This window comes from Amycolatopsis sp. NPDC000009, assembly GCF_055563465.1.
On sequence record NZ_JBVHDI010000001.1, the window covers coordinates 639348 to 654535 of the forward strand.

Genomic DNA, 15188 nt, shown 5'->3' on the forward strand with positions numbered 1-15188 from the left:
CGGTAGAGCGTAGCTTGACTGCTTGTGACAGCCACTCCAGTGCCGAACCTGAAGGAAGCCGCCGCCCTGCTGGCGCGCGCCACCGACGTCACCCTGCTCGGCCATGTCCGCCCGGACGCCGACGCCCTCGGCAGCGCGCTGGCCCTGGGCCGGGCGCTTCAGCAGCGAGGCGTCAAGGTCCGCGTTTCGGTCGGCGAGCCCGAGGAGATGCCCGAAACCCTGCGGAGCCTGGACGCCGGCGGGCTCTTCGTTCCCGCGAGCGAGCTGCCGGAGAGCGAACAGCTGCTGGTCGCGCTCGACACGCCTACCCCGGGCAGGCTCGGGAAGCTCGCGCCGCGGGTGGACGCCGTTCGCGCGGCGGGCGGCGACGTCCTGGTGATCGACCACCACGCGTCCAACGTCTTCTATGGCACGCATCACGTCGTCGACGACACCGCCGAAGCCACCGCGGTCCTCGTTTTCGCGTTGCTGACCGAGCTCGGCGCCGAGATCGACGAGCCGATCGCGCGCTGCCTGTACGCGGGGCTCGTCACCGACACGAGTGGGTTCCGCCGGGCACGCCCGTCGACCCATCTGATGGCCGCGAAGCTGCTCGAAGCCGGAGTCGACCCGGACAAGGTGGTCCGCGAGATCGTCGACGATCACCCGTTCGCGTGGTTGCCGATGCTTTCGGACGTCCTCGCGGGCGCCAGGCTCGAGCCGGACGAGGCACGCGGCTTCGGCCTCGCGCACGCCGTGGTGACCCTCGACGCCGCGCGTTCCGTGCGCGCCGAGGAGGTCGAGGCGGTCATCGACGTCGTCCGGTCCACTCGCGAGGCCGGGGTCGCCGTGGTGCTCAAGGAAGCCGAACCGACGGGGCCGCGGCAGCGCTGGACGGTCTCGCTCCGCTCGGCGGGTGGCGTCGACGTCTCGGCGGCCGCGGGGGAGCTGGGTGGCGGCGGGCATCGCCAGGCGGCCGGGTGCACCGCGGAGGGCACGGCGGACGAGGTGCTCGGCAAGCTGCGGGAGGCCTTGTCGAGGGCGCCGCTGCTCTGACGAACGATGTCATCGTAATTTCATCGGTGGTTCCTAACGTGGGCCACGATGAACGACAGAACCTCCCTCCGCCGCCGGATCCTGGTCACGCTGGGTGTGATCGTGCTGTTCCGGCTGGGGCAGAGCCTGCCCACGCCCCAGATGAGCGTCCGCGCGCCGGCCGGTGATCACCCGTCGCGCTGGATACTCGACCTCCTCACCGGCGGCGGCCTGGCCACGGTGGCGGTGTTCGCGTTCGGCGTCCTGCCCTGTCTGACCGCCCCGCCGGTCCTGCGAGCGCTGATCGTCCTGAGCCCCCGGCTGGCCGCGCTCCGCGCCGAAGGTGAAGCCGGCGCACGGGTGCTGAAGCGGTACCAGCGGCGGCTCACCGTCGGGCTCGGCCTGCTGGGCGCCGTCGGCTTGGTCGTGTCGCGGGGACAGGACGTCCTGGACGGAGCCGTGACGGTGGCGTGCCTCACCGCGGGCACCGCGCTGGTCCTGCGGCTGACCGAGGTGATCACCGACCGGGGATTCGGCGACGGCGTCCGGATCCTGCTGCTCGCCCAGGTCCTGGCGGTGTTGCCGCCGGAGTTCCTGCGTCTGCACGAAAGGACCGGCTGGGCCGCCGTCGCGGTCATGGCCGTGGTGACGCTGTCGATCATCGTGCTCACGATCGTCGTCGCGCAGGGACAGCGCCGCGTCCCGGTGCAGTACGCGAAACGGATGATCGGCAGGCGCGCCTTCGGCGGGACACCGACCTACGTTCCCTTCCGGTTCCCGCAAGCCAACAGTCCGGCCGTCCTCGCCGCGGTGCTGCTGTCGGTGCCGGTGCTCCTCTTCGACCTGGAAGATCCCGGGTGGATCGCGGGCTACTTCGTCCTCGTCTGCCTCTTCGCCTTCGCGAGGGCGGCGGTGAGGCAGGACATGGACAAGGTGGCGGGCGAACTGGTGCGGGTGGGCGGTTTCGTCCCCGGCATCCGGCCGGGAAACCCGACCGCCCACTACCTCGACCACGTGAACCGGCGGATCATCGCCTTCGGCGCGCTCAGCCTGGGAGTGGTCGCGCTGATCCCGGTCACCGGTCTGGCCCTGCTGGGCGTCGGTCCGACGCCGCTCCTCGCGGGGGTGACCCTGCAGGTGGTCCTCGTCTTCCTCGTCAGTGTCTCGCTCGACACCACACGGCAGATCGAATCGCTGCGCCAGCAGCGACGCTACGAACCGCTCCTCCGCTGAGCGAACGGTCCGCGCCCGGGTGCCGGGCGCGGACCGTGACCGGCTCAGAAGTGCGGGAGCCAGCCGCCGCCGAGGGCGTCGGCCGCGCCGAACTTGTTGGCGCCCCTGCCGTTCCAGAGGTAGAAGGTGCCGGTGCTCTGGTCGATGGCACCGATGTCGGAGTGGCCGTCCTTGTTGACGTCTCCCAGCGACATCAGGGTGCGGTGGTAGTTGGCCCAGCCGCCGCCGATGGCGTCGGCGGCTCCGAATTTGTTGCCGCCTTTGCCGTTCCAGATGTAGAGGGTGTTGCCGTCGCGGATGGCGGCGAGGTCGGTTTTGCCGTCGTTGTTGAAGTCTCCGGCGATGGGTGCGGTGAAGGGTTCCCAGCCGCCGCCGATGGGGTCGGCGGTGCTGAATTTGTTGCTGCCTTTGCCGTTCCAGATGTAGAGGGTGCCGTTCTTGACGGCGGAGAGGTCGCTGATGCCGTCGTTGTTGAAGTCTCCGGCGACGGGTGCGGTGAAGGGTTCCCAGCCGCCGCCGATGGGGTCGGCGGTGCCGAATTTGTTGCCGCCCTTGCCGTTCCAGATGTACAGCGTCCCGTTCTTGACGGCGGCGAGGTCGGTTTTGCCGTCCTTGTTGAAGTCTCCGGCCGCGGGGCGGGTGAAGCCGTCCCAGCCGCCGCCGATCGGGTCGGCGGTGCCGAAGTTGTTGTTGCCCTTGCCGTTCCAGATCGTCAGGGTTCCGGTTCCGGTGGCGTAGATGTCACCGGCGCCGTTACCGTCGAAGTCCGCGCCGTCCGCGACCGAACGCTGCCACAGCGCGCTGACGATCTTCTGCGCGTCACCGGCCTCGGTCTGATAGCGGTCCGGATAGGCCGAGACCTGTACCGCCTGACACACCTCACCGATCGGCGCCGAGCTCCACGAGCCGTTCGGGTACACCCGCACCATCTTGTCGAGGAAGGCGTTGGTGGCCCAGACGGGGTCGAGCCGGTTCGCGGCGCTGCCCCAGGACGCGCGTTGCTGGAACAGGCCGAGGCTGTCGTGGTCGACCTCCTCGCTGATGTTCTGGAGACTCGTCTCCACGATCACCGTGGCGATGGCGATGGCCGCGGCTCTTTGATTCAGCCCGCGATCGCGGACGGCGTCGACGACCATGCGGGCGCACGACATCCGGTACGCGGTCAGGTATCCGCGCATCTTCGCGGTCAGGGTGCCGTTCAGCTGCGTCGCCAGGGCGGCGTCCCGGCTGGTCGTGCCCGAGCGGTCGCACGGCGCGGTGGCGTAGGCGGCGGTCACCAGACCCGCCGGTTCTTCCTCGGCGTGCGCGACGGGGGACAGGGCGGTGATCGCGAAGACGGTCAGGGCTGCCGTGGTCGCACGGCGGGCGAAGTTCTTCGACACTGGTCGACCCTCCAAGGTCGTGTGATGGGGAACCGGGGACCGGTCAGAAGTGCGGGAGCCAGCCACCGCCGAGGGCGTCGGCCGCGCCGAACTTGTTGGCGCCCTTGCCGTTCCAGAGGTAGAAGGTGCCGGTGCTCTGGTCGATGGCACCGATGTCGGAGTGGCCGTCCTTGTTGACGTCTCCCAGCGACATCAGGGTGCGGTGGTAGTTGGCCCAGCCGCCGCCGATGGTGTCGGCGGCGCCGAACTTGTTGCTGCCCTTGCCGTTCCAGATGTAGAGGGTGTTGCCGTCGCGGATGGCGGCGAGGTCGGTTTTGCCGTCGTTGTTGAAGTCTCCGGCGATGGGTGCGGTGAAGGGTTCCCAGCCGCCGCCGATGGGGTCGGCGGTGCTGAATTTGTTGCTGCCTTTGCCGTTCCAGATGTAGAGGGTGCCGTTCTTGACGGCGGAGAGGTCGCTGATGCCGTCGTTGTTGAAGTCTCCGGCGACGGGTGCGGTGAAGGGTTCCCAGCCGCCGCCGATGGGGTCGGCGGTGCCGAATTTGTTGCCGCCCTTGCCGTTCCAGATGTACAGCGTCCCGTTCTTGACGGCGGCGAGGTCGGTTTTGCCGTCCTTGTTGAAGTCTCCGGCGGCGGGGCGGGTGAAGCCGTCCCAGCCGCCGCCGATCGGGTCGGCGGTGCCGAAGTTGTTGTTGCCCTTGCCGTTCCAGATCGTCAGGGTTCCGGTTCCGGTGGCGTAGATGTCACCGGCGCCGTTGCCGTCGAAGTCCGCGCCGTCGAGGGACTTTTCGATGATCTTGTCGTAGCGGATGCCACGGTAGGTGGTCATCTCCGACCAGCTGTTGACGTTGTGGTTGGTCTTCTGGCCGTAGGTGTTCTCCGAGTAGACCCAGGCACCGGCGCTGTGGTCACCGGCGTCGACCCACTTCTCGAACAGCTCGATGTGACCGTTCTTCAGCAGCGCGTCACCGGGCAGCAGATCGTGCAGGCTCGGCACCCAGGATTTGTGCGAGTAGGACTCGAAGTCGTCGGTGTTGAGATCCCAGCCGTCGGACTTCTTGGGCAGGTGCCAGGCCATCGCGACCAGACCGGAGCAGTCCGGCCGGTACTTCCCGCCGGTGCCGTCGGAGATCGCGTCCGACTGCTGCTGGCTGTACCAGGTGTCACCCCGGTCGTACCAGTACTTGGCGCGGGCGATGATCTCCGCGCGGGTGATCGATCCCCCCACCGTGGACGCCGCCGCGGCCTCGTTTCGCGTGCCGAACGTGAGCAAGCCTGCGACCAGTGTCACGAGGGCCGTGATCGTGGCGGCGAACCGGACCGCCGCTGGAGAACCGGAGCTGTTCATGACGACCTTTCCTGAGCATGATGTTCGTGGACGACACAGAGGCTCCGGGAGGCCGCTGTAGCCACGCTTCAGCGCGGGTTACAGCGAGGCGGCGCGCTGTGAGGGATCCGCTCTGGGGAGGACGGATGAGGTTTTCTCTGCTCGGGCCGATGGAGGTGGCCGGCCCGTCGGGGCCGATCGCGCTCCCGGGTACGAAGCCGCGCACACTGCTCGCCGCGCTGCTGCTGGGCGACGGCCGGACGATGCCCGCCGAACGGCTGATCGGCGTGGTGTGGGGCGAAGAGCCGCCCACGACCGCCCGCGCGGTGGTGCAGACGTATGTCGCGACGCTGCGCCGGGCGTTCGACGCGGCGGGGTTGCCGCAGGTCATCGTGTCCGACCGGAACGGTTACCGCGCCGACGTCGCCGAGGACACCCTCGACGTGCGGATGTTCGAACGGCTGGTGGAACGGGGACGGCAGGCCGCGCACTGCGGCGATCACACCGAAGCGGCGGACCTCTTCCGCACCGGCCTCGCCCTCTGGCGCGGGCCCGCGCTCGGCGGGATCGGGGAGTCGTTCCTGCGTGCCGAGGCGAACCGGCTCGACGAGCTGCGGTTGACCGTCACCGAGGAGCGAGTCGACGCGGACCTGGCGGCGGGACAGGGGCCGCGGCTGCTCGCGGAGCTCACCGAACTGGTCGCCTTGCATCCCACCCGGGAGCGGCTGCGCGGCGGCCTCATGGTCGCGCTGTACCGGTCCGGACGGCAGGCCGAAGCGCTGGAGACCTACGAAAGCGGCCGGAAGGCGCTGAGCGACGAACTGGGCATCGATCCCGGCCCGGAGCTGCGCCAGGTGCACGAATCGATCCTGCGCCGCGACGCGGCCCTGCTCCCTGCCGTCACTTCCCGGACTCCGCGGCAGTTGCCGTCGCCGCCACCCGACTTCACCGGCCGTGCGCCGGAACTCGCGGCCCTGCGGACGACCTTGGTGCGGCCCGGAACGATGCCGGTCGCCGTCGTGGCCGGTGCGGGCGGCGTCGGCAAGTCCACGTTGGCGCACCGGGCCGCGCACGAGATCGCCGAGCGGTTCCCCGACGGCCAGGTCCACTTGGAACTCCACGGTTCCACGGGCGCGCCGTTGGCCGCCGAGGAGGTGCTCGGCCGCGTCCTGCGTGACTTCGACCCCGCGACGCCGCCGCCCGGCTCACTCGAAGAGCGGGTCGCCCGGTACCGGACGCTGCTCGCGGGCACCCGGACCCTCGTCGTGCTCGACGACGCCGCGAACGAGGCGCAGGTCCGGCCGTTGCTGCCGGGAAGCCCGGGGTGCGCGGTGATCGTCACTTCGCGCAACCGGCTCCCCGCGCTGGCGGGCGCGACCTTCCTCGAACTCGGCGTGCTGCCCGCCGACGCCGCGCTCGACCTGTTCACCCGCATCGTCGGGGCCGATCGGGCGAGCACCGAACCCGCGTCGGCCGCCGAGATCACCGAGCTGTGCGGGCAGTTGCCGCTCGCGATCCGCGTCGCCGGCGGGCGGCTGGTCTCCCGGCGGCGGTGGACGTTGTCCCGGCTGGCGAGCCGTCTGGCCCACGAGCAGCGCCGTCTCGACGAACTGGTGGTCGGCGACCAGGAGGTGCGGGCCAGTATCAACCTGAGCTACACGCTCCTGCCCAAGGCGGTGCGGAGCGCGTTGCGCAGGCTGGGGCTGCTCGGCCTGGCGCACTTCCCCGCCTGGATCGCCGCGGCGGCGATGGAGGCCGGGCTCGACGACGCGGAACAGCTGCTCGAAGACCTCGTCGACGTCTCCCTGCTCGAAGTCGACGGCGTGGATCCCTTGGGGCTCATGCGTTACCGGCTGCACGACCTCGTCCGCCTGTTCGCGCTGGAACGCGCCGTCGAGGAGGAATCGGCCGCGGACCGGGCCGCCACCGTCGAGCGGGTGCTCGGTGCCTGGATCTGGCTGGTCGAGCGGATCAACGAGACCGTGCCGCCGGTCGTACCGTCGATCCAGGGCACGTCCCGGCTGGGCCGCCCCGTCGACGAGGAGATCGCCCGGCGCGTCGAGGCCCGGCCGTACGACTGGTTCCGCGCCGAGGAGGAGGCGATGACCACCGCCGTCGAACTGGCCGCGTCACTGGACCTGGTCGATATCGCGGTCGAACTCGCGTCGGCCTTGTGCGGCACCGCTTTCGGCGGGCACAACCGGGTCCTCGACGATTCGCTCGGATCCTGGCGGCGTGCCCACGACGCGGCGCTCACCGCGGCCCGCCGCACCGAAAACGCGTTGGGTGAGGCGACTTTGCTGGCGGGGCTGGGGCAGCTGTACTACGAGCACGACGATTTCCCCCGGTCCCGCGCGCATCTGAGCCAGGCGTTGTCGATGTTCCGTGCCGCCGGTGACGTCCGGGGCGAGGCGGCCACCCTCGCCGCGCTCGGCGCCGCGTGCCGGGAGCAGGGCTATCTGCCCGAGGCGGTGCACTTCCTGGACCGGGCCGGGCGGATGTGGTCCGGGCTGGCCGATCCGGGGGCGATGGGCCACGTCCACCGGCTGGCGGGCACGGTCCGGCTGGAAATGGGGGACTACCCGGGAACGCTGACCGCGCTGACCGAGGCACGATCGTCGTTCGCGGCGGCGGGCTCGCGGCGCGGAGAGGGCCTGACACTGCGCAGCCTGTCCTTGTACCACCGGGCCCGCGGCGAGTGGGCCGAAGCCGAACGGTTCGCGCGTGCGGCACTCGAGGTCTTCGAGGGCTCCGAAGACCGGATGCTGGTCGCCTATTCCGAACGCGCACTGGCCAAGGCGTTGCTGCGGCGCGGGGATTCGGTCGCGGCGCGGCGGCTGGCGGAGAACGCGCTGGAGGTCTGCCGCGAGCTCGGCGACGCCTTCGGTCACGCGTGCACCCTCCGCGTCGTCGGGGAGGTGCATCTGGCCGAAGGCCGGTTGTACCAAGCGAAAGACTGCCTGGAGGACTCGCTCCAGCGGTGGACCGGCCTGCGGGCCGAACTGTTCCGGGCACGGACGTTGCGCACCCTCGCCGAGGTGCACGACGCGCTCGGCGACGTGCCGGCCGGGGAGCGGATGACGGCGGAAGCCCTGGAGACCTTCCGGACCTACGGCGCCCGGGAGTACGAGGAACTCTCCGCTGTAACGGGGTTACAGCGTTCCTGAAGGACGACGGTGGACAGTGGGGCGCATGTCTACGTTCGTGTCCTTGTCGGATCCCCGTATCGCAGCCGTGTCCGTCCGGGAATGCGGCGAACCGCTGGTGGACCTGCGGGAAACCGGAGCCATCCGGACGGACCCCAGGCTCGCCGACGACCGGGGCGCCTACGCGCACGTGCGGCTCAGCGTCGCGGACCGGCTCGTCGCGGCGCAATGCCAGCTCCCGCGCGGGCTGCGCCTGCTCGTCGTGGAGGGGTTCCGGCCGCGAGAGGTACAGGAGCGGTACTTCGCGGACAGCCAGGCCCGGATCGCGCGCGCGAACCCCGGCTGGCCGTCCGATCAGGTGGCCGCCGAAGCCGCCACCTACGTGTCGCCGCCCGAAGTCGCGCCGCATGTCGCCGGGGGAGCGGTGGACCTCACGCTGTGCACCGTCGACGGCGTCGAACTGCCGATGGGGACCGACGTGAACGCGACGCCGCCGGAGTACGGAACGGAATGCTTCACCGCGTCTCCGCTGATCGGCGCCGAAGCGCGCGCCAACCGGGAAACGCTCATCGACGCGATGACGGCGACCGGATTCGTGAACTACCCGAGCGAGTGGTGGCACTGGTCCTACGGCGACCGGTACTGGGCGTACGTCACCGACGCGAAGCACGCCCGCTTCGGCCCGGCCGGTTTCCCGGCGACTGGGACTGTCGTACCAGACGTCTAGTCTCCAGGGGTGCCTGAAGCCTCCGAACCCGACGAGCGTGTCCCGCCGAAACGCGTGCTCGGCCTCGCCGTGCCCGCGCTCGGTGTCCTCGCCGCCGAACCGCTGTACGTCCTGGTGGACACGGCCGTCGTCGGTCACCTCGGCGCGCTGCCGCTGGCCGGGCTCGCCGTCGGCGGTGTCGTGCTGTCGCAGGTTTCGAGCCAGCTGACGTTCCTGTCGTACGGCACCACGTCGCGGACGGCGCGGCTGCACGGCGCGGGCCGCCGGGGAGACGCCGTCCGTGAAGGCGTCCAGGCGACCTGGCTGGCGGTGATCGTCGGGCTGGTCGTGATCGTCGCCGGGCAGGTGCTGGCCGCGCCGGTCGCCCGGGTGCTTTCCGGCGACGCGGCGATCACCGACGCCGCCGTGTCCTGGCTGCGGATCGCGTTGTTCGGGACGCCGTTCATCCTGATCACGATGGCGGGCAACGGCTGGATGCGCGGCGTCCAGGATTCCGCGAAACCGTTGCGCTATGTGCTGGCCGGCAACGGGATCTCCGCCGTGCTGTGCCCGGTGCTGGTGTACGGCGCGGACTGGGGGCTGGAAGGGTCGGCGATCGCGAACGTCGTCGCGCAGGTGATCTCGGCGTCGCTGTTCATCGCGGCACTGGTGCGGGAACGGGTCCCGCTGCGCCCGGAACCGAAGGTGATGCGCGCCCAGCTCGGCCTCGGCCGGGACCTGGTGCTGCGCAGCCTCGCCTTCCAGGCGTGTTTCGTCTCCGCCGCCGCGGTCGCCGCGCGGACGTCCACCGAGGCCGTCGGCGCGCACCAGGTCGTGCTGCAGCTGTGGACCTTCCTCGCGCTCGTGCTGGATTCGCTCGCGATCGCCGCGCAGTCGCTCGTAGGGGCCGCCCTCGGTGCCGGGGCGAGCAAACGGGCTCGTGGGCTGTCGCGGCAGATCACCGGCTACGGGCTGGTGTTCGGCTGTTTCCTTGGCGCCGTGTTCGCGTCGGTGGCCGGGGTACTGCCGCAGGTGTTCACTTCCGACGCGGCGGTGCTCGGGCAGATCCCGCACGCGTGGTGGTTCTTCGTCGCGCTGCAACCGATCGCCGGCGTGGTCTTCGCGCTGGACGGTGTCCTGCTCGGCGCGGGAGACGCCGCCTTCCTGCGCAACGCGACCCTGCTGAGCGCGGCGCTCGGGTTCCTGCCGCTGATCTGGCTGTCGCTCGCGTTCGGCTGGGGACTGGCCGGGATCTGGACCGGGCTCTCGCTGTTCATGCTGCTGCGGCTGGCGACCCTGCTGGTGCGGTGGCGCTCGGGCCGATGGGCCGTCGAGGGCGCTGTCCGCGTTTAGTCCTCTGAATGCGGTCCTTGCGCGCGCAACTACCGCATTCAGAGGACGAAACGCGGGAGAGGGCGGCGTGTGGCGAAAAGCACCTGGGTAACGGCTATGTTTCGCCGTTGCTTACGCGCTACAACTATATGAGGCGGCAGTGCGGGCGTCTCCACGCCCGAAACCGTGCCCGAGGAGGAAACACTGTGACAGGCCGAGCCACCCGCCGGTCCTGGTTCATCTGGTTCGCCGCCGTCACCGTCTACCTCCTCGCCGTCTTCCACCGCACCTCGTTCGGCGTCGCCGGGCTCCAGGCCGCCGACCGCTTCGGCGTCGGCGCGGCCGCGCTCGGCACGTTCACCGTCCTGCAGGTCGGCGTCTACGCCGCGATGCAGATCCCCACCGGCGTCCTCGTCGACCGCTACGGCCCGCGCCGCGTGCTCACCGGCGCCGTGTTCTTCCTCGGACTGGGCCAGATCCTGCTCGCGGTCGCCGATTCGTACCCGCTCGGCCTGCTCGCCCGCGCCGTCGTCGGTTTCGGGGACGCGCTGACCTTCGTGAGCATCCTGCGGCTGATCGCCGCGCATTTCCCCGGCCGCCAGTACGCCCTGCTCGCCGCGCTGACCGGGGCGATCGGGTACGTCGGGAACCTCGCCGCGACCCTCCCGCTGGGCCTGCTGCTCGACGGCCCCGGCTGGACCTCGACGTTCCTCGCCGTCGGCCTGGTGACCGCGCTGTACACCGCCGTCGTCGCGCTCCGCGTCGAAGACACCCCTCGCGGCATGCCGGAGCCCGTGCGGGAAAAGGTCCATCCGAAGGCGCTGGGCCGCCAGGTCGCCGAGGCGTGGCGCACCCCGGGGACCCGGCTGGGGTTCTGGGTCCACTTCAGCACGATGTTCGCCCCCAACGTGCTGACCATGCTGTGGGGTGTCCCGTTCCTCGTGCAGGGGCAGGGATATCCGAAGGCCACCGCGAGTTCGCTGCTGATCGTGTTCGTGTTCGGCTCGATGATCGGCGGACCGGTGATCGGCGGGCTGATCGGTCGGCGCCCGTCGCTGCGGATGCCGCTCGTCGGCGGGTACATCGGCGGCGCCGCGGTGATGTGGGCGGTCCTGCTCGGCTGGGGCGGGACGATCCCGGTCGCGGTCCTGGTCCCCGTGTTCGCGTTCCTCTCCCTCGGCGGCCCGGCGTCGATGATCGGTTTCGCGCTGGCGCGGGACTACAACCCGCTCTCGCGCGTCGGCACCGCGACCGGGGTGGTGAACGTCGGCGGCTTCGTGGCCACGACGATCTCGGCGCTCGCGGTCGGCGTGCTGCTGGAATGGACGGGCGGCACCTTCCGCCTGGCGCTGCTGTCCGTGATCGCGGTGCTCGCGTTCGGCACCTTCCGGATGCTCGTGTGGTGGCGGCGCACCCGGGCCGTGCTGTTCGAGGCCGAGGCCCGCGGCGAGGCGATCCCGGTGCAGATCCGGCGCCGCCGCTGGGACGCCGAAGCACCGCTGCCCGTCTCGTCCTAGGCGAAGCCCCGAAAGATAGGGTTCGGCGCGTGTCGCGCCCCAATCAGGCTCAAGCCAAGAAACGTCCCGCCCCGCCGCCCGGTCTCGTCATCGTCGACAAGCCGTCCGGAATGACCTCCCACGACGTCGTCGCCAGGGCGCGCCGTTTCATGGGCACCCGCAAGGTCGGGCACGCCGGCACCCTCGACCCGATGGCCACCGGCGTCCTCGTGCTCGGCATCGAACGCGCGACGAAACTCCTGGGCCACCTGGCGCTGGACCGCAAGACCTACCTCGCGACCCTCTCCTTGGGACTGTCCACTACGACCGACGACGCCGAGGGCGAGCCGATCGCCGAAGCCGCCCCGGACGTCGTCGAGAAGATCACCGACGAAGCGATCGCGGCCGGGATCGCCGCGCTGACCGGCGACATCCAGCAGGTCCCGAGCGCGGTCAGCGCGGTCAAGATCGACGGCAAGCGCGCGTACGCCCGGGTCCGGGCGGGCGAAGAGGTCGTCATCCCGCCGCGTCCGGTCACCGTGCACCGCTTCGATCTGCTCGCCACCCGCCGCGAGGCGGGCCGGATCGAACTCGACGCCGTCGTCGAATGTTCGTCAGGGACCTACGTCCGGGCGCTGGCCCGCGATCTCGGGGCCGGGCTCGGCGCCGGCGGGCATCTGCTCGCGTTGCGGCGCACCACGGTCGGGCCGTTCACGCTCGCCAAGGCCCGCACCCTCGACCAGCTCGAAGACGAGCCGGAGCTGTCACTGGACCTCGACGCCGCCGTCGCCGCCGCGTTCCCGCGCCGCGATCTCGACGCCCGCATGGCGCAGGCGGTCCGATATGGACAGAGGGTGCCCGCGGCCGGGATCGAGGGCACGTACGGGATGTTCGGGCCGGACGGCCGGGTGCTCGCGCTGGCCGCGGACGAAGGCGAACTGGCCCGGTCGGTGGTCGTGTTGCTGCCCGCCTAGGGTATTGACCGGAGCGGGCTTGAGGAGACGGGGCCAGAAGTGCAGCGTTGGCGTGGTTTGGGTGACCTCCCCGGGAGCTGGGGACGGTGCGTGGTGACGATCGGCGTCTTCGACGGCGTGCACCGCGGTCATCAGGAGCTGATTTCGAGGACGGTCCGCGCCGCCGCCGAACGCGGCGTGCCGAGCGTGGTCCTGACCTTCGATCCGCATCCGTCGGAGGTGATCCGGCCGGGCAGTCATCCGGCGCAGCTGACCACGTTGCGCCGCAAGGCGGAACTGGTCGAGGGGCTGGGCGCGGACGTCTTCTGCGTGCTGCCGTTCACGCTGGAGCTGTCGCGGCTGACGGCGCACGAGTTCGTGCACGAGGTGCTGGTGGACAAGCTGCACGCGGCCGCGGTGATCGTGGGGGAGAACTTCACCTTCGGCGCGAAGGCGGCCGGTGACGTCGCACTCCTCCGCGCGCTGGGGAAGCGGTTCGGTTTCGTGGCACAGGGTGCGGAACTGCAGGGACTGCTCGCCCAGGAGCAGGCGGACAACGACATCACCTTCTCCTCGACCTACGTCCGCTCGTGCATCGACGCCGGAGACGTCGTCGCCGCGTCCGAAGCGCTCGGCAGGCCGCACCGGCTGGAGGGCATCGTCGTGCGGGGCGACGGCCGCGGGCACGATCTCGGGTACCCGACGGCGAACCTGTCGACGCCGCGGTTCGCCGCGGTGCCCGCCGACGGTGTCTACAGCGCCTGGTTCACCCGTTCGTCGGATTCCGGCCGACGGCTGCGCGCCGCCGTGTCGGTCGGCACCAACCCGACCTTCTCGGGGCGGGAACGCACCGTCGAGGCCTTCGTCCTCGACATCGACGAGGATTTCTACGGGCAGCACGTCGCGCTCGATTTCGTCAGCAAGCTGCGGGATCAGGTCCGGTTCCCGACCTCGGCGGGGCTGGTGGCGCAGATCGACGAGGACGTCGCCCGCACCAGGGAACTGCTCGGCGGTCAGGACTGAGGGTTCCGGCCTTGGCCGGATGACAATCGGCAAACACACCCGCTCACGTGCGTTCCGGTGGCAAGATGTCACGGACCGCGCATGGCGTTCGATGGGGTTAAGGGGAGCGGACCAGGTGGAGGACCACAAGATCGTCCAGCGGAACATCGCGCTGCAGAAGGAGTGGTACGGGGAGCCGCTCGGCGATCGCGTGCGGAGACTGGTCGTCGCCTTCGACATCTCCCAGGCCTTCCTCGCCGAGGTCCTCGGCATCAGCGCGCCCATGCTCAGCCAGGTGATGAGCGGTCGCCGCGCGAAGATCGGGAACCCGGTCGTCCTCGCCAAGATGATCATGCTGGAGCGCAAGGTGCTGGTCCCGGCGGTCGCCGCGGGGGACCGCAAGGCCATGCAGGAGGCGCTCGAGGACGTCCGCGATTCGCGGCCGACGGTGGGCAGGGACAGCATCCCGGTCGGCGCCGTGGCCGACGACCAGGGTGTGCTCGTGGCGCTGCGGGACATCGGCGAGGACGAAGACCTCACCGAAGCCGCGAAGCTGCTCGACGAGGACTTCCCGTCCCTGGCGGACCTACTGCGCCGCGCCGCGCGGAACGGTTCCTGACGTGACTTGCGAGTTACGGCTCTGATCACGCGAGTCGCGCGCCCATGACACTCTTCAGTGCGGTGCTCCCGCCGGACGGCGTCCTCGACCAGGTCGCCGCCGCGCTCGGTACGCCCGAGGAAGGCGATTTCCGCTGGTCGGCGCGGGCGGACTGGCATATCACCCTCGGCTTCTACGGCCGGGACGACCCAGCGGAACGAGGCGACTGGCTCGCCGGGCGGCTGGACGGCGCGGGCCCGATCGGCCTCCGGCTGGAAAAGGCCGCGACATTCCCCGGGGTGCTGTGGTTGAGTGTGTCCGGAACCGGGCTCCACGAGCTGGCCGTGAAGGCTGGCGCGGAGCGTGAAGGCAGGCCGTACGTGGCTCACCTGACACTGGCCCGCTTCCCCCGCGACCGGCCGCGCGCCGCGAGCGCGTGGGTGGAGCGGCTGGCCGGTTTCACCAGTGAGACTTGGACGGCGACCGAGGCCGTCCTGATGAGCAGTGACCGTGAACAGGGCGTTTCGCGCTACCGGGTGATCCGGTCGTACGCGTTGGACCACGCCCGCGCCTGAAGCCGCTGATCACGAGGCTGGTAACCTCGATGATTGGGTCCGGCTGCAGTCCGTGGCGGCCGTGACCGTCTCACCCGGCGTGAAGACATCGTCCGGGCCGCACGGCACAGAGTATCTAGGAGCACCACTGTGGCTTTGTCCACCGAAGAGAAGAAGTCGATCCTTGCCGAGTACGGCGTGCACGACTCGGACACCGGATCCCCGGAGGCCCAGGTCGCGCTGCTGACCAAGCGCATCGTCGGCCTCACCGAGCACCTCAAGGCTCACAAGCACGACCACCACTCCCGTCGCGGGCTTCTGCTGCTGGTCGGCCGCCGCCGCCGGCTGCTGAACTACGTGATGAAGGTGGACATCGAGCGTTACCGTGCGCTGATCCAGCGTCTCGGCCTGCGCCGATAGCTCGAACCCGAGGGGGAGTGACCACAGC

At 70.4% G+C, this 15188-nt stretch carries 13 protein-coding genes; 11 read left to right on the forward strand and 2 right to left on the reverse strand.

From position 1 onward, the window contains the following. Positions 1 to 39 precede the first annotated feature (39 nt). Both ACZ3HL_RS03285 and ACZ3HL_RS03290 read left to right on the forward strand, forming a co-directional pair. Complete coding sequence (locus ACZ3HL_RS03285; RefSeq protein WP_465529095.1) at positions 40 to 1035, forward strand: DHH family phosphoesterase; 996 nt, start codon at positions 40 to 42, stop codon at positions 1033 to 1035. 48 nt (positions 1036 to 1083) lie between these two features. Next, entirely contained in the window at positions 1084 to 2247 is a 1164-nt protein-coding gene (locus ACZ3HL_RS03290; protein WP_465528494.1) for a preprotein translocase subunit SecY, read from the forward strand. A 44-nt stretch (positions 2248 to 2291) separates the two neighbouring features. On the opposite strand, the gene ACZ3HL_RS03295 is transcribed toward ACZ3HL_RS03290, so the two are convergent. Together ACZ3HL_RS03295 and ACZ3HL_RS03300 are read right to left on the reverse strand one after the other, a co-directional pair. After that, the gene (locus ACZ3HL_RS03295) at positions 2292 to 3629 is read right to left on the reverse strand and encodes an FG-GAP repeat domain-containing protein (protein ID WP_465528496.1); all 1338 of its coding nucleotides are present in this window, start codon (positions 3627 to 3629) and stop codon (positions 2292 to 2294) included. 43 nt (positions 3630 to 3672) lie between these two features. Then, positions 3673 to 4974: an FG-GAP repeat domain-containing protein gene (locus tag ACZ3HL_RS03300; protein ID WP_465528498.1), complete on the reverse strand. Its 1302-nt coding sequence runs from the start codon at positions 4972 to 4974 to the stop codon at positions 3673 to 3675. A 125-nt stretch (positions 4975 to 5099) separates the two neighbouring features. Here ACZ3HL_RS03300 and ACZ3HL_RS03305 point away from each other — a divergent pair, with 125 nt between their 5' ends. From ACZ3HL_RS03305 to rpsO, 9 genes are all read left to right on the forward strand, one after another. Continuing rightward, on the forward strand, positions 5100 to 8120 hold the full coding sequence (locus ACZ3HL_RS03305; RefSeq protein ID WP_465528500.1) for an AfsR/SARP family transcriptional regulator: 3021 nt from the start codon (positions 5100 to 5102) through the stop codon (positions 8118 to 8120). A 25-nt stretch (positions 8121 to 8145) separates the two neighbouring features. Beyond that, a complete protein-coding gene (locus tag ACZ3HL_RS03310) occupies positions 8146 to 8826 on the forward strand; it encodes a M15 family metallopeptidase (protein WP_465528502.1) in 681 nt (226 codons plus the stop codon). A gap of 9 nt (positions 8827 to 8835) precedes the next feature. Continuing rightward, positions 8836 to 10158, forward strand: a complete 1323-nt coding sequence (locus ACZ3HL_RS03315; protein ID WP_465528504.1) for an MATE family efflux transporter — start codon at positions 8836 to 8838, stop codon at positions 10156 to 10158. Positions 10159 to 10343: 185 nt separating this feature from the next. Next, the gene (locus ACZ3HL_RS03320) at positions 10344 to 11654 is read left to right on the forward strand and encodes an MFS transporter (RefSeq protein ID WP_465415976.1); all 1311 of its coding nucleotides are present in this window, start codon (positions 10344 to 10346) and stop codon (positions 11652 to 11654) included. A 29-nt stretch (positions 11655 to 11683) separates the two neighbouring features. Next, positions 11684 to 12607: a tRNA pseudouridine(55) synthase TruB gene (gene truB, locus ACZ3HL_RS03325; protein WP_465415974.1), complete on the forward strand. Its 924-nt coding sequence runs from the start codon at positions 11684 to 11686 to the stop codon at positions 12605 to 12607. Between the two features lie 39 nt (positions 12608 to 12646). Further along, complete coding sequence (locus tag ACZ3HL_RS03330) at positions 12647 to 13609, forward strand: bifunctional riboflavin kinase/FAD synthetase (protein ID WP_465528506.1); 963 nt, start codon at positions 12647 to 12649, stop codon at positions 13607 to 13609. A 115-nt stretch (positions 13610 to 13724) separates the two neighbouring features. Further along, entirely contained in the window at positions 13725 to 14207 is a 483-nt protein-coding gene (locus ACZ3HL_RS03335) for a helix-turn-helix domain-containing protein (RefSeq protein ID WP_125675891.1), read from the forward strand. A 44-nt stretch (positions 14208 to 14251) separates the two neighbouring features. Next, positions 14252 to 14761, forward strand: coding sequence for an RNA 2',3'-cyclic phosphodiesterase (thpR, locus tag ACZ3HL_RS03340; RefSeq protein ID WP_465528508.1), 510 nt, complete (start codon positions 14252 to 14254; stop codon positions 14759 to 14761). A gap of 129 nt (positions 14762 to 14890) precedes the next feature. After that, positions 14891 to 15160 (forward strand): 30S ribosomal protein S15, encoded by a 270-nt coding sequence (gene rpsO, locus ACZ3HL_RS03345; protein WP_003084034.1) that lies wholly within the window; start codon positions 14891 to 14893, stop codon positions 15158 to 15160. Positions 15161 to 15188 lie beyond the last annotated feature (28 nt).

Bases quoted from the DNA above. Each gene is read 5' to 3' on its own strand.
- ACZ3HL_RS03310 (WP_465528502.1), top strand. From the start codon at position 8,146: ATGTCTACGTTCGTGTCCTTGTCGGATCCCCGTATCGCAGCCGTGTCC.
- ACZ3HL_RS03290 (WP_465528494.1), top strand. From the start codon at position 1,084: ATGAACGACAGAACCTCCCTCCGCCGCCGGATCCTGGTCACGCTGGGT.
- ACZ3HL_RS03300 (WP_465528498.1), bottom strand. From the start codon at position 4,974: ATGAACAGCTCCGGTTCTCCAGCGGCGGTCCGGTTCGCCGCCACGATC.
- thpR (WP_465528508.1), top strand. From the start codon at position 14,252: ATGACACTCTTCAGTGCGGTGCTCCCGCCGGACGGCGTCCTCGACCAG.
- ACZ3HL_RS03305 (WP_465528500.1), top strand. From the start codon at position 5,100: ATGAGGTTTTCTCTGCTCGGGCCGATGGAGGTGGCCGGCCCGTCGGGG.